Genomic DNA, 12,674 nt, shown 5'->3' with positions numbered 1-12,674 from the left:
TTGGGTGATTACTTGCGCTGGTCCCACTTGGGCATCGGCCACACCACCTCGCGCGAGGCCATGTTGAACGGCCACACGGTGTTGTACTTGCCGTCCACCACCTGCACCAGGATGCCGCGGCCCAGCGTGTTCTGGCCGGCGTTGTCGAACTTCACGCCGTCCCACGGCATGATCAGCGCCTTGCCCGGGATGTCGGTCGCTGCCAGCGCCTTGCGGATGGCTTCCGGGTCGGTCGAGCCGGCGCGGTTGATCGCATCGGCCATCACCATCAGCCCGGTGAAGGTGCGCGACGAGTTGCCGGTGAAGTTGATCTTGTACTTCGCCTGGAACAGGTCGTTCACCTGCTTGATCAGCGGCTTGCTGCGGGCCAGGTCCAGCGCCCACACCTCGCGCGTGATGATGAACTCGGCGTCCTTGCCCAGCGTCTTGATGAACTCGGTGTCGGTGAAGCCGGCGTTGTTGGCCAGGATCATGTCCGGCGAGAAGCCCAGCTCCTTGTACGTCTTCATCGACAGGATGGCGTCGGGCGTGTAGGAGGACTGCAGCACCAGGTTCGGGCTGGCGGCCTTGAGCGACTGCACTTCCGACGTGAGCTGCGTCGTCTTCGACGCGTACGACACCTGCTTGACGATGGTGTACTTGAAGTCGGGCGCGAGCTTGGCTTGCAGCTTGCCCGTCTCCGTGCCCCACAGGCCGTTCTCGTTCAGCGTCGCGATGTTGCCGGGCTTGATGCCCTTCTTGGCCTGCAGCTCCGCGAGGAAGTCGAACGCGTTGTGCACGAACAGGTCGTCGTGGGGGGTGGTGCGGAAGAACCACTTGAAGTTGCGCTGCGTCAGCGTGGCCGACGACGACTCGGGGTTCAGGAAGGGAATGCCCGCGCGCTCGGCCACCTGGCTGGCCGTGGCCGTCACGGCGCTGTTGTACGCGCCGACGATCGCGACCACCTTCTCCTGCGTGATCAGGCGCTCCGCCTCGGTCGCTCCGACCTGCGGGTTGGCCTGGTGGTCGGCGAAGACCAGCTTGATCTTCGCGCCTTTCAGGTTCGGCAGGCCCTTGCCCTGCGAGAGGGGCAGGTCGGCCACGCCGGGCGCGCCGTTGTTGATGATGTCGGCCGCGAGCTCCAGCGCATTGCGCAGCTCGCCGCCCACGGAGGCGGACGGGCCCGTGAGCGGGTAGATCACGCCGATGCGCACTTCCTGCTGCGCGTGCGTGGCAGCAGCACAGAAGGCGAGACCGGAGGCCAGGGCGGCCGCGCGGGCCGGCAGGTACCACTTCATCGTTTCAGCTCCTCGAAACCCGTGATGGGATGGGGGCGGATTCTGGTCGGCGGCGGCCGGCCCTTCAAACGAATAATCTTTCGCTTACGTCATCGATTTTTTCGATGCTGCCACGGGACGTGCGCGTTTTCCCTGAGCCGAGTCGATGTAGCGGAAGACTTCCTGCACCACCGTTTCCACCGCGTGCGACGTGGGGTCGGCGCGGAAGGTGGCGAACACCGGCAGCGGTTGCAAGGCCGTGTCGCACTTGAGCAATTTCAGGTCGCGGTGCTCGACCAGGCGCTGCGCGGCGGCCAGCGGCAGCGTCGCCACGCCGAACCCCCCTTCCACCAGCTGCGTCATGGCCGAGATCGACGAGATCGTGTGAACGCGCCGCGGCTCGAGCTTCTTCTGCCGGAACAGGTCCACCAGCGCCACGTGCGGCTGCGAGCCGCGCTGGAAGGTGAGGATGTCCACGTCGGCAAGATCGGAGAGGCGGTACATGCGCCGGCGCATCTTCTGCGCATTGCCCACGAACACCATCTCCATCGGCGGCAGCGCGCGGCTGCGCAGGCCTTCCATCGACGCCGGCAGCGCCGCGAAGATCAGGTCGAGCGCGCCGCGGCGGATCTGGTCCAGCAGCACGGGCGTGGTTTCCACCGTCATCTCCAGCTCCAGGCCCTCGTGGTCGTCCTGCAGCTTCTCCACCATGGGGATCAGCCAGGAGTGCAGCACCGACTCGATCGCGCCCAGGCGCAGCGTCATGGCCTGCGGCGTGCCGGCGCCCATCTCGGCCTTGATCTCGCGCTGCATCTCCAGCAGGCGCTGGGCATACGTGAAGAAGCGCAGGCCCGCGACCGTCAGGCGGAACTGCTTGTCGCGCCGGTCCAGCAGCAGCACGCCCAGCTCCTCCTCCAGCGCGGCGATGCGGCTGGACATGGCCGACTGCGTGAGGAACAGCTTCTCGGCGGCGCGGGTCACGCTCTTGAGCGAGGCGACCCAGTAGAAGGCTTCGACGAAGCGCAGGTTCATCGCGGGTCAAACCCCGATGGCGCGGATCTTGCGATTGCCTTTATCCTGTACGCATCCATTCGTCGATTGTCACGGAGCGACCATGAAATTCAAATACGCCCTTCCCGCACTCGCCGCATCGTTGTCCCTCGGCGCGTTCGCGCAGACCAAGTGGGACCTGCCCGCCGCCTACCCGGCCGGCAACTTCCACTCCGAAAACCTCGTGGCCTTCGCCAACGACGTCGACAAGGCCACCAACGGCAAGCTCAAGATCCAGGTGCACGCCAACGCGTCGCTGTTCAAGGCCAACGAGATCAAGCGCGCGGTGCAAAGCGGCCAGGCCCCCATCGGCGAGCTGCTGCTGGTCAACGCCGAGAACGAGAACCCGATGTACGGCGCCGACGGCATCCCCTTCCTCGCGTCCAGCTATGCGCAGGCCCGCAAGCTCGCGCGCGTGCAGAAACCCTTCCTCGACAAATTGCTCGCCGCGCAAGGCATGAAGCTGCTCTACACCGTGGCGTGGCCGCCGCAGGGCATCTACGTGAACAAGGAAATCGCGTCGGTGGCCGACATGCGCGGCCTGAAGTGGCGCGCGTACAGCCCGGCCACCGCCAAGATCGCCGAGCTGATCGGCGCGCAACCCGTCACCATCCAGGCCGCGGAACTCACGCAGGCCCTGGCCACCGGCGTCGTCAACAGCTACATGAGCTCCGGCTCCACCGGCTTCGACTCCAAGACCTACGAGAGCATCAAGTACTTCTACGACACGCAGGCCTGGCTGCCGAAGAACGCGGTCATCGTGAACCAGAAAGCCTTCGACGCGCTGGACAAGCCCACGCAGGAGGCGCTGCTCAAGGCCGCGGCCGCTGCGGAAGACCGCGGCTGGAAGGTGAGCGAGGAGAAGAACGACTTCTACAAGAAGGCGCTCACCGAAAAGGGCATGAAGATCATGGTGCCCCCGCCGAAGCTCGTGGCCGACATGAAGCAGGTGGGCGCGATCATGCTGGCCGACTGGGAGAAGAAGGCGGGGCCGGACGGCACGGCGCTGATCAAGGCCTTCCAGGCGGCGAAATAACTTGCGGCGATTCCTCGACCGCCTCTACCTCGCATCCGGCGCCCTCGGCGCCGTTTTCGTGCTGCTGATCTGCGTGCTGATGATCGGGCAGAGCATCCTGCGCGAGTTCCAGGTGCGCACCGGCGCGGTCAACGACGTCGTCTCGTGGTTCTGCGCCGCGGCCTCGTTCTTCGCGATGGCGCATGCGTTCAAGCACGGCGACTTCGTGCGGGTGAACCTCCTGCTGGAAAACGTGTCGCCACGCGTTCGCCGCGTGCTGGAGATCGTGTGCCTGTCCATCGGCGCGGTGGCCGTGGGCTACCTCGCCTGGTGGGCCAACAAGTTCACCTACGACAGCTGGGCCTTCGGCGAGGTGGCGCAGGGCCTGCTGCCGATCCCCATCTGGATCCCGCAGGCCAGTTTCGCGCTGGGTTCCATCCTGCTGTTCATCGCGCTCGTCGATGAACTCGTGATCGTGCTGCGCGGCGGCCGTCCCAGCTTCGTCGTGGCCGTCGAAGAACGGCACGCGCAAGGCGACTTCTCGTCCGACGTCTGATGGACACGCACATGCTCTTCGTCGGCGGGCTGCTGCTCGCCATCATGCTGGTGCTATTGGCCGGCGGCGTGTGGATCGCGATGACGCTGGCCATCTGCGGCTGGGTCGGCCAGGCCTTCTTCACCACCACCTCGCCGGGCAACAACCTCTTCTCGTCGTTCTGGGAATCGAACGCCAGCTGGGAGCTGGCCGCGCTGCCGCTTTTCATCTGGATGGGCGAGATCCTCTTTCGCAGCAAGCTGTCGGAGGAGATGTTCGAGGGCCTGCGGCCCTGGCTCAATCGCGTGCCGGGCCGCCTGATGCACACCACCATCCTCGGCTGCGGCATCTTCGGCTCCGTGTCGGGATCTTCCGCGGCCACCTGCGCGACGATCTCCAAGGTGGCACTGCCCGAGCTGCTCAAGCGCGGCTACAGCGAGAAGATGGCGCTGGGATCGCTCGCCACGGCCGGCACGCTCGGCATCCTCATCCCGCCGTCGATCACGATGGTTGTGTACGCCGTCGCGGCGGATGCATCGATCATCCGCATCTTCCTCGCCGGCTTCCTGCCGGGTTTCCTGCTGATGGCGCTCTTCTCCGGCTACATCGTGTGGTGGAGCCTGCGCCACCCGGACCAGGTGCCGCCGCCCGATGCGCCGACCACATTCGCCGAGAAGATCCGCAAGTCGGGCAGCCTCATCCCCTGCGCGGCGCTCATCGTGTTCATCGTGTGGGTGCTGATCGCGGGCTACGCCACGGCCACCGAGTGCGCGGCCTACGGCGTGCTCGGCTCGCTCGGCCTGGCGTGGTGGAGCAAGTCGCTCACATGGAAGACCTTCTGGGAAGGCCTCATGGGCACCACGCGCACCAGCTGCATGATCATGTTCATCCTGGCCGGCGCGTCCTTCCTCACCAAGACGATGGCGTTCACCGGCATCCCGCGCGAACTGGCGCTGTGGGTCGAGTCCATGCACCTGTCGCCCTACGCGCTGATCTCGGTGCTGACCGTCGTCTACCTGATCCTCGGCACCGCGCTCGACGGCATCAGCATGATCGTGCTGACCAGCGCGGTGGTGCTGCCCATGATCCAGAAGGCCGGCTTCGACCTGATCTGGTTCGGCATCTTCATCGTGCTGCTGGTGGAGATCGCGGAGGTGACGCCGCCCGTCGGCTTCAACCTCTTCGTGCTGCAGAACATGACGGGCAAGGACAGCAACACCATCGCGCGCGCGGCGATCCCCTTCTTCGCGTGCCTGGTCATCGCGATCGTGCTGATCACGGCGTTCCCGCAGATCGTCACGGTCCTGCCAGACCTCGTGATGGGCAAGGAAAAGTGAAAGCGACCTAGCGCGCGTTGATCTGCGCCATCTCGTGGAGCAGGTCGGCGGAGTCCTTCTTGTGCGCCTTGCGCAGGACCTTCTCGTTCTGGCGGCGCAGCCACTGGTGGCGGTCGATGAAGTGGCGGCGGAAGTACGCCTCGGAATACACCGCTTCCATCGAGCGATCTTCCAGGGGTTCGATCACGACGCGCCTTTGCCCATCCTCGCAGGGCACGACGGCGGAGATGATCCAGTGGCGATCGGGGAAGGCGCGCTCGGTCCAGACCGCTTCGCGCCGCAGGCCTCCCCGTCGCCGGTACGTAGACATATGGACGACAGACATTCCCAACTTTCCAAACTTGCTTTTCCCACGAATCTACCGTGTTGCAGCCCTGCCTTTTGTCAGCACTTCTAAAAGACCCACCGGCTCTTTTGGATGTCCCGGATGGTGGGATAAAAAGGGAAGGCAGAGTATGAGGAATGGGGGCGATATGCGAAATCTCAATGGGAGAGGCCTCCTGAGCCATACTTGCGCTGGTTGACCGGCACAAACATGCATGCGATAGACATAGTCACCAGCGCCGCCCTGTTCCTGGCCGCCCTGCTTTACTCATCCGTCGGCCACGGCGGCGCTTCGGGTTACCTGGCTGTCATGGCCCTGACGGGCATCGCTCCCGCCGAGATGCGCTTTGCGGCGCTCACGCTCAACGTGGTCGTTGCGGCGATCGCGACATTCCGCTTTTATCGCGCGGGTTCGTTTTCACACGCGCTGTTCTGGCCGGTGGCGCTCACGTCGATCCCGATGGCGTTCGTCGGCGGCGCCATCGTGCTGCCGATGCATCTGTTCAAGCCCTTGCTCGGCATCGTGCTCCTGTATGCGGGCTGGCGCTCGTTCAGCACCGCGCCGGCGGCAGGCTCGGTGGCGTTGCGTCCCGTGAAGTGGACGGTGCTCGCGCCCCTGGGTGCCGTGCTGGGATTGCTGTCGGGGCTCACCGGCGTGGGCGGCGGCATCTTCCTCAGCCCCATCCTGATCTTCTTCCGCTGGGCGCCGACCAAGACGGTGTCGGGCGTCGCTGCCGCGTTCATCCTCGTCAACTCGATCGCGGGCCTCGCAGGCCAACTGACGACGAAGTATGCGATCCCGTCGTCGTTGCCGGTGTGGATCGCAGTCGTGGTGGTAGGCGGCTACATCGGCGCGACGCTCGGCAGCAAGCGGCTCGGCAACCCGATGATCCAGCGCCTGCTCGCGCTCGTGCTCGTGATCGCGGGGTTCAAGATGCTCTTCACCTGACCGCGTCAGGGAAGAACAGCTGCTCGCCATGGACGCGGTAGGACGCGATGGCGCCCTGCCCCGCGGGGGAAGTCACCCAGTCCACGAACTTCTGCGCCGCGGCCGCCTTCACGTGCGGGTGCTTGCGCGGGTTCACGACCATCACGCCGTACTGGTTGAACATGCGCCTGTCGCCTTCGACCAGCACCGCGAGGTCGCCGCGGTTGGCGAACGTGAGCCACGTGGCGCGGTCGCTCAGCGCATAGGCCCCCGTGGAGCTGGCGATGTTCAGCGCCGGCCCCATGCCGCAGCCGCACTCCTTGTAGCCCGTGCCCTTGTTCGAGACACCTGCCTGCTGCCAGAAGCGCAGCTCCGCCGCGTGCGTGCCGCTCTTGTCGCCGCGGGAGATGAAGGGCGCGCTGGCCGCGGAGATCTTCTTCAACGCCGCGACGATGTCCTTGCCTTTCGCCGCCGCCGGGTCGGCCTTGGGCCCCACCACCACGAAGTCGTTGTACATGACGGGGTAACGCTTGGCGGCACCCCCTTCGGCGACGAACTTCTCCTCGGCCGCCGTGTCGTGCACGAAAAGCACGTCGGCATCGCCGCGCCGCGCGATGTCGATCGCCTGGCCCGTTCCCACCGCGACGACCTTGACGTCAATGCCCGTCGCCTTCCGGAACTGCGGCAGCAGGTGCGTGAACAGTCCGGATTGCTCCGTCGACGTCGTCGACGCCATGGTGATCGTTTCCGCGTGCACGCCGAAAGCCAGCAACACGGCGAGCAGCCCACCCCACTTCACGCCGATTCACCTTTCACAAAAAGCTGCGCATCCGGCGACGTGCGCCCCAGCACCTCATGGTCGAAGAACTGCTGCACGGGAAGGTCGGCCAGCAGCCGCCCCTGCTCGAGGTAGATCACGCGCGTCGCGAGCCGCTTCACCTGCCCGAGGTTGTGGCTGGCGAAGACCAGCGTCATGCCGCCGTCCGCGAACTCGGCCATCAGCGACTCGACCTCGCGCTTGCCGTGCGGGTCGAGGTTGGACGTCGGCTCGTCGAGGAACAGCACGTCGGGTTTCGTGGCCCATGCGCGCGCGAGCGCCAGCCGCTGTTGCTGGCCGGCCGAAAGCGCACGCGCGTTGCGCGTCGATTGCGCGCTCAGGCCGACCCGGCCCAGCGCCAGCAAGGCGCGCTCGTGCGCCTCGCGCCGGCTCCACCCGCCGCGGATTCGCAGCGCCAGCGCTATGTTGTCGAGCGCGCTCGTGCGCAGCAGGTACGGTCGCTGGAACACCATGGCTTCGCGCGAGCGCGCGTCGCGCTTCACCGAGCCGGACTGCGGAACGAGCAGCCCGTGCAGTGCGCGCAGCAGCGTGCTCTTGCCGCTGCCGTTGCCGCCGATGACGGCGACGCGCTCGCCACCGGCGATGGCGAGGTCGACGCTTTCCAGCGCCGTCACCGGACCGTAGCGCACGCTGGCGCCGCGCAGCTCGACGAGCCGGCTCACGGCGCCGACCCCGCGAGCAGCGGCCGGTCCGTGCGGCCCAGTCGCCAACGGCGCACCCCCGTGATCAGCGCGTTGAGCAGCAGCACGACCGACAGCAGCACGATGCCCAGCGCCAGCGCCAGCGGCAGGTCGCCCTTGCTCGTCTCCAGCGCGATGGCCGTCGTCATCACGCGCGTGAAGCCTTCCATGTTGCCGCCGACGATCATCACGGCGCCCACTTCCGACACCGCGCGGCCGAAGCACGCGATCACCACCGTGAGCAGCGCGTAGCGCTCGTCCCAGCCGATGAGCGTCGCGCGGACCCAGGGCCCGGCGCCCAGCGAACGCAGCTGCTCGCCGTTGGCGGCCTCCACGTCCTCGACAACCTGGCGCGACAGCGCCGCGGCGACAGGCACCACGAGGATGGCCTGCGCCACCACCATCGCCTTGAACGAGAACAGCCAGCCCAGGAAGCCCAGGGGCCCCGAGCGGGACAGCAGCAGGTAGACCACCAGGCCGACGACGACCGAAGGCAGGGCCAGCAGCGTGTTCAACACCGTGAGCACGGCGCTGCGCCCGCGAAAGCGCGCGACGCCGAGCCACGCGCCCGCGGCCAGTCCCAGGGCGCACCCGATGGCGCAAGCGATGGCGCTGACCGCCAGCGAGCGCAGCACGATCTCGACCAGGCCCGCGTCACCACGCAGCAGCAGTTCCCATGCCTTGCCGAGGCTCCCGCCGAACGTTTCCATGTGGCGGGATGCTAACCCGCGTTCAGAACGAACAAGTCCTGAAGCCGACGAAGGCGTCGTCGCGGTGCGGCAGCGCGAAGCGGCGCATCCTCGCATCGTGCAGGCGCGGCGGCGTGGCGAACGACGCGCCGCGCTGCACGCGCGCCACGCCGAAATTTGGCTCGGCCTCGAAGTCCGTGTGGCGCGTCCACGCATCGGCAGCGAAGCCCGGCCACGGCCGCAACGTGCCGGCCGTCCACTCGCGCACCTCGCCCCAGCGGAAGCCCTGGCGGTGCGCGGCGTGCGCGGCCATCTCCCACTCCACCTCCGTCGGCAGCCTGCGCTGCGACCAGCGCGCGTAGGCGTCGGCCTCCCACCAGCTCACGTGCATCGCGCACTGGCTGCCCGACATGCGCGTGGGCTTGCCGAACAGCATCTGCCGCACCGCACCGCCCGCGGTGCCGATCTGCTCCACGTGCCTCGGCCCGCGCCGGCCTTCAGCGGCGGCCTGCTTCTGCAGCCACGACCAGCCTTCGGGCTGCCAGAACTCCTGGCGGTCGTAGCCACCTTCGTCGACGAACTCGATGTACTGCGACCAGTTCACCGGCTGCGCGTCGATCTCGAACTCGGGCACCTGCACCTCGTGGGCCCACTTCTCCACGTCGAACACGAAGCCGCTGGGCTCCGCGCCCAGCACCCATGCAGCGGCCGGCACGAGGATGGCGTCTCGCGCCTGCATGCCCATCGGCAAGTCGATGGGCAGCGCGACACCGACCGTCTGCGCCAGCACCATCAACTGTTCGCGCCGCAATTCCTCGTGGAACAGCGCCATGCGGAAGAAGTGCAGCGCCGTGTCCTCGTCCGGCGTCTTGTCCAGCAGTTCGAGCGTGCTCTCCAGCGTTTCCAGCAGGAACGCGCGCACGTTGTCCACGGCCGGCAGCTCCAGCTGCCAGCGCACGTCGTGCGCGACGAGCGCGGGGTTGAACCACGCATCCGCATTCGGCTCGATCGACGCGAGCCGCACCGCCTCGCCCGGGCAGGCTGCGCCCAGCATGCGCTGCGGGTTGCGGCCGATCCAGTATTCGGCGAGCCACGCGATGTGGCCCGCAACCCACAGCGGCAGCTCCGTGTCTTCGGCGCAAGGCACCTGCGCACCCTCGAAGAGCGGCAGCAGCTGCAGCGTGTGGTTGCGCGCATCCATCAGGGCGAGCGATAGGCGCTCCCGCCCCGCGCGGCGCATATCATTCGCGCCCAGGGAAGTCGCTTCGGCTGTTGGCATGGGGTCGAAGAATTCTCGGGGTAAACCCGAAAATCGCTAGTCAGGCTTTTTTCAGCGGCAGCGGCGTAGTATTTACGGTTACGCCCCTAAAGGGCCTACCGCATTCTCATTAAACAACATCGTACGGAGAAGATAGCCGTGAGAGCCCTCCTCAAGATCTCCCTGGCCGTGGACTGGATCAGCGAGCGCCTCGGCTACATCGCGTCGGTTGCCGTGCTGCTCACCGCGCTCATCTCCGCCGGCAACGCGTTCGTGCGCTACGTGCTCGACATCAGCTCCAACGGCTGGCTCGAGATCCAGTGGTACCTGTTCGCCGGCATCGTGATGCTCGGCGCGCCCATCGTGCTCAAGCTCAATGAGCACGTGCGCGTCGACCTGATCTACGGCCGCCTGAAGGGCAACGCGCCGGTGTACGTCGACCTGTTCGGCCTCATCTTCTTCCTGCTGCCGGTCATGGCGCTGCTCGCGTACCTGTCCTGGCCGCTGCTGGTGAAGATGTACGTCACGCACGAGATGTCCAACAACGCCGGCGGCCTGATCCGCTGGCCCGCGATGGCGATGCTGCCCATCGGCTTCGGCCTGATGGTGCTGCAGGGCCTGTCGGAGATCGTCAAGCGCTTCGCCTACCTGATGCACATCTACGAGATGGACACGCACTACGAGCGCCCGCTGCAGTAAGGCGGCACCGAAGAACAACACAACAAAGATCCGCGGGACTCAATCATGCAAATGCAATCCTTTGCACCGGTGATGTTCGCCGGCCTGGTGTTCATCATGCTCATCGGGTTCCCGGTGGCGTTCTCGCTGGCGGCGCTGGGCCTGGTGAGCGGCCTCTTCGCCATCGAGCAGGGCTGGTTCCCGGCGGCGTTCATGGAGAACCTGCCGCTCAACATCTTCGGCATCCTCTCCAACGACCTGCTGCTCGCCATCCCGTTCTTCACGTTCATGGGGGCCATCCTCGAGAAGTGCGGCCTGGCCGAGGACATGCTCGACTCCATGGGCCAGCTGTTCGGCACGGTGCGCGGCGGCCTCGGCTACTCGGTGATCATCGTCGGCTTCATCCTCGGCGCCGTGACGGGCACGGTGGCCGGCCAGGTGATCGCCATGGCGCTCATCTCGATGCCGGTGATGATCCGCTACGGCTACAACATGCGCTACACCACGGGCGTGCTGGCCGCCTCGGGCACCATCACGCAGCTGGTGCCGCCGTCGCTGGTGCTGGTGGTGATGGCCGACCAGCTCGGTCGTTCCGTCGGCGACATGTACAAGGGCGCATGGGGCCCGTCAATCCTGCAGGTGCTGATCTTCGCGGCCTACACCTTCGCGCTGGGCATGATCAAGCCGGACCACGTGCCGGGCATCCCCAGGGAAGCGCGCACGATGACGGGCTTCCAGCTGTGGATGAAGTGCCTGCGCGGCATCATCCCGTCGGCCATCCTGATCTTCGCGGTGCTGGGCTCCATGGGCGGCCTGCCCTTCCAGTCGACCGCCATCGCCACGCCGACCGAAGCCGGCGCGATGGGTTGCGTGGGCGCGCTGATCCTCGCGGCCATCCACCGCCGCCTGACGTGGGACCTGTGCTGGCAGGCCATGCTGGGCACCATGCGCCTCACCGCGATGGTGGTGTTCATCCTGTTCGGCTCGCGCGTGTTCTCGATGGTGTTCCAGGGCGTGGACGGCGCGCGCTGGGTGGAGCACCTGCTGACGAACCTGCCCGGCGGCCAGGTGGGTTTCCTCATCGTCGTCAACATCTTCATCTTCTTCCTGGCGTTCTTCCTCGACTTCTTCGAGATCGCCTTCATCATCCTGCCCATGCTCGGCCCCGTGGCCGACAAGATGGGCATCGACCTGGTGTGGTTCGGCGTGCTGTTGTGCGTGAACATGCAGACGTCCTTCATGCACCCGCCGTTCGGCTTCGCGCTGTTCTACCTGCGCGGCATCGCCGACACGCTGTTCAAGGAAAAGCGCATCGAAAAGCCGGTGCAGTCCACCGACATCTACATGGGCTCGATCCCGTGGGTGCTGATGCAGGTGATCCTGGTGTTCATCGTCATCTTCTTCCCGCAGACGGTCACGGTGTTCCTCGACAAGGAGCAGAAGATCGACATCGACAAGGTGAAGATCGAGATGCCGGCCGAGTCGCAGCCCGCGGTGCCGGCGCTGCCGGGCGCGAGCGGCGCCGAAGCCATGCCCAACCCTGCCGCCGACCAGAAGGCCGCCGACGACGAGCAGAAGAAGCTCGACGAGCTCTTCGCCCCGAAGAAGTAGTGCTCGAGCCGTTCCAGTTCACGCCTTCCGCGGGGCCCTCGATCGAGGGCCCTGCTTTCTCCCGCACCTTCAAGGCCGTCACGACGGTGATGGTCTTCGGCGTCGGCTTCTGGCTGGCGCTGGTGTGGCTGGGCGAGAAGGCCAAGGGCGGCAGCAACAGCCTGCTGGCGTACTTCTTCGCCGCGCTGGTGATGCTCGTGTTCTTCTGGTGGTGGATCCTGCGCAGCCGCACGCGCATCGATACGGCCGGGCTGCACCAGACCTGGTTCGCCGACAAGCACATGGCCATGGGCGAGCTCGCCATCGTCAACGTCATCCGTATCCGCGGGCTCGAGTGGCTGGTGGCCCCGCGCGTGCAGGCCCGCACGCTCAACGGAAAGTACACGGTTTTCCAGGCGGCCGACCCCGCGCTGCTCGACGAGTTCTCGCGACTGTCGAGCGAACTGCAAGCGTTCCGTCAGCGTTAGCGCAAGGG

General features: G+C 66.4%; 14 protein-coding genes. 7 read left to right on the top strand and 7 right to left on the bottom strand.

Features of this window, described 5'->3' with window-relative positions; genetic code table 11:
- Positions 1–8: 8 nt before the first annotated feature.
- Both WG903_RS10025 and WG903_RS10020 read right to left on the bottom strand, forming a co-directional pair.
- Positions 9–1,277: an ABC transporter substrate-binding protein gene (locus WG903_RS10025; RefSeq protein ID WP_340074835.1), complete on the bottom strand. Its 1,269-nt coding sequence runs from the start codon at positions 1,275–1,277 to the stop codon at positions 9–11.
- A gap of 84 nt (positions 1,278–1,361) precedes the next feature.
- The gene (locus WG903_RS10020) at positions 1,362–2,288 is read right to left on the bottom strand and encodes a LysR family transcriptional regulator (protein WP_340074833.1); all 927 of its coding nucleotides are present in this window, start codon (positions 2,286–2,288) and stop codon (positions 1,362–1,364) included.
- Positions 2,289–2,370: 82 nt separating this feature from the next.
- Here WG903_RS10020 and WG903_RS10015 point away from each other — a divergent pair, with 82 nt between their 5' ends.
- From WG903_RS10015 to WG903_RS10005, 3 genes are read left to right on the top strand one after another with little or no spacing between them, the layout of a single operon-like run.
- Positions 2,371–3,342, top strand: a complete 972-nt coding sequence (locus WG903_RS10015) for a TRAP transporter substrate-binding protein (RefSeq protein ID WP_340074831.1) — start codon at positions 2,371–2,373, stop codon at positions 3,340–3,342.
- 1 nt (position 3,343) lies between these two features.
- Complete coding sequence (locus tag WG903_RS10010) at positions 3,344–3,877, top strand: TRAP transporter small permease subunit (protein ID WP_340074829.1); 534 nt, start codon at positions 3,344–3,346, stop codon at positions 3,875–3,877.
- The gene (locus WG903_RS10005) at positions 3,877–5,193 is read left to right on the top strand and encodes a TRAP transporter large permease (protein ID WP_340074827.1); all 1,317 of its coding nucleotides are present in this window, start codon (positions 3,877–3,879) and stop codon (positions 5,191–5,193) included. The genes WG903_RS10010 and WG903_RS10005 overlap by 1 nt, the downstream gene beginning before the upstream one ends.
- 7 nt (positions 5,194–5,200) lie before the next feature.
- On the opposite strand, the gene WG903_RS10000 is transcribed toward WG903_RS10005, so the two are convergent.
- The gene (locus WG903_RS10000; RefSeq protein WP_340074825.1) at positions 5,201–5,518 is read right to left on the bottom strand and encodes a PhzA/PhzB family protein; all 318 of its coding nucleotides are present in this window, start codon (positions 5,516–5,518) and stop codon (positions 5,201–5,203) included.
- Positions 5,519–5,728: 210 nt separating this feature from the next.
- Between WG903_RS10000 and WG903_RS09995 the strand changes: the two genes are divergently transcribed.
- The gene (locus WG903_RS09995) at positions 5,729–6,466 is read left to right on the top strand and encodes a sulfite exporter TauE/SafE family protein (protein WP_340074823.1); all 738 of its coding nucleotides are present in this window, start codon (positions 5,729–5,731) and stop codon (positions 6,464–6,466) included.
- Here WG903_RS09995 and WG903_RS09990 read toward each other — a convergent pair.
- Genes WG903_RS09990 through WG903_RS09975 form a run of 4 tightly spaced genes read right to left on the bottom strand, consistent with a single transcriptional unit; the run spans position 6,459 to position 9,853 of the window.
- A complete protein-coding gene (locus WG903_RS09990; RefSeq protein ID WP_340074820.1) occupies positions 6,459–7,244 on the bottom strand; it encodes a substrate-binding domain-containing protein in 786 nt (261 codons plus the stop codon). The genes WG903_RS09995 and WG903_RS09990 overlap by 8 nt on opposite strands.
- The gene (locus WG903_RS09985) at positions 7,241–7,945 is read right to left on the bottom strand and encodes an ABC transporter ATP-binding protein (protein ID WP_340074818.1); all 705 of its coding nucleotides are present in this window, start codon (positions 7,943–7,945) and stop codon (positions 7,241–7,243) included. The genes WG903_RS09990 and WG903_RS09985 overlap by 4 nt, the downstream gene beginning before the upstream one ends.
- Positions 7,942–8,673, bottom strand: coding sequence for an ABC transporter permease (locus WG903_RS09980; RefSeq protein WP_340074816.1), 732 nt, complete (start codon positions 8,671–8,673; stop codon positions 7,942–7,944). The genes WG903_RS09985 and WG903_RS09980 overlap by 4 nt, the downstream gene beginning before the upstream one ends.
- A 22-nt stretch (positions 8,674–8,695) precedes the next feature.
- The gene (locus WG903_RS09975; RefSeq protein WP_340074814.1) at positions 8,696–9,853 is read right to left on the bottom strand and encodes an SUMF1/EgtB/PvdO family nonheme iron enzyme; all 1,158 of its coding nucleotides are present in this window, start codon (positions 9,851–9,853) and stop codon (positions 8,696–8,698) included.
- 216 nt (positions 9,854–10,069) lie between these two features.
- On the opposite strand from WG903_RS09975, the gene WG903_RS09970 reads away from it, so the two are divergent.
- The 3 genes from WG903_RS09970 to WG903_RS09960 are packed head-to-tail and all read left to right on the top strand — an operon-like array spanning position 10,070 to position 12,666.
- The gene (locus WG903_RS09970; protein ID WP_340074812.1) at positions 10,070–10,609 is read left to right on the top strand and encodes a TRAP transporter small permease subunit; all 540 of its coding nucleotides are present in this window, start codon (positions 10,070–10,072) and stop codon (positions 10,607–10,609) included.
- Positions 10,610–10,654: 45 nt separating this feature from the next.
- On the top strand, positions 10,655–12,199 hold the full coding sequence (locus WG903_RS09965; RefSeq protein ID WP_340074810.1) for a TRAP transporter large permease: 1,545 nt from the start codon (positions 10,655–10,657) through the stop codon (positions 12,197–12,199).
- A complete protein-coding gene (locus WG903_RS09960) occupies positions 12,199–12,666 on the top strand; it encodes a hypothetical protein (RefSeq protein ID WP_340074808.1) in 468 nt (155 codons plus the stop codon). The genes WG903_RS09965 and WG903_RS09960 overlap by 1 nt, the downstream gene beginning before the upstream one ends.
- The last annotated feature ends 8 nt before the right edge of the window (positions 12,667–12,674 follow it).

Origin of the sequence: Ramlibacter sp. PS4R-6 (assembly GCF_037572775.1) — a bacterium.
Classification (GTDB): Bacteria; Pseudomonadota; Gammaproteobacteria; order Burkholderiales; family Burkholderiaceae_C; genus Ramlibacter.
Note: the sequence above shows the minus strand (reverse complement) of the source record. Positions and strands in the feature narration are given on the sequence as shown.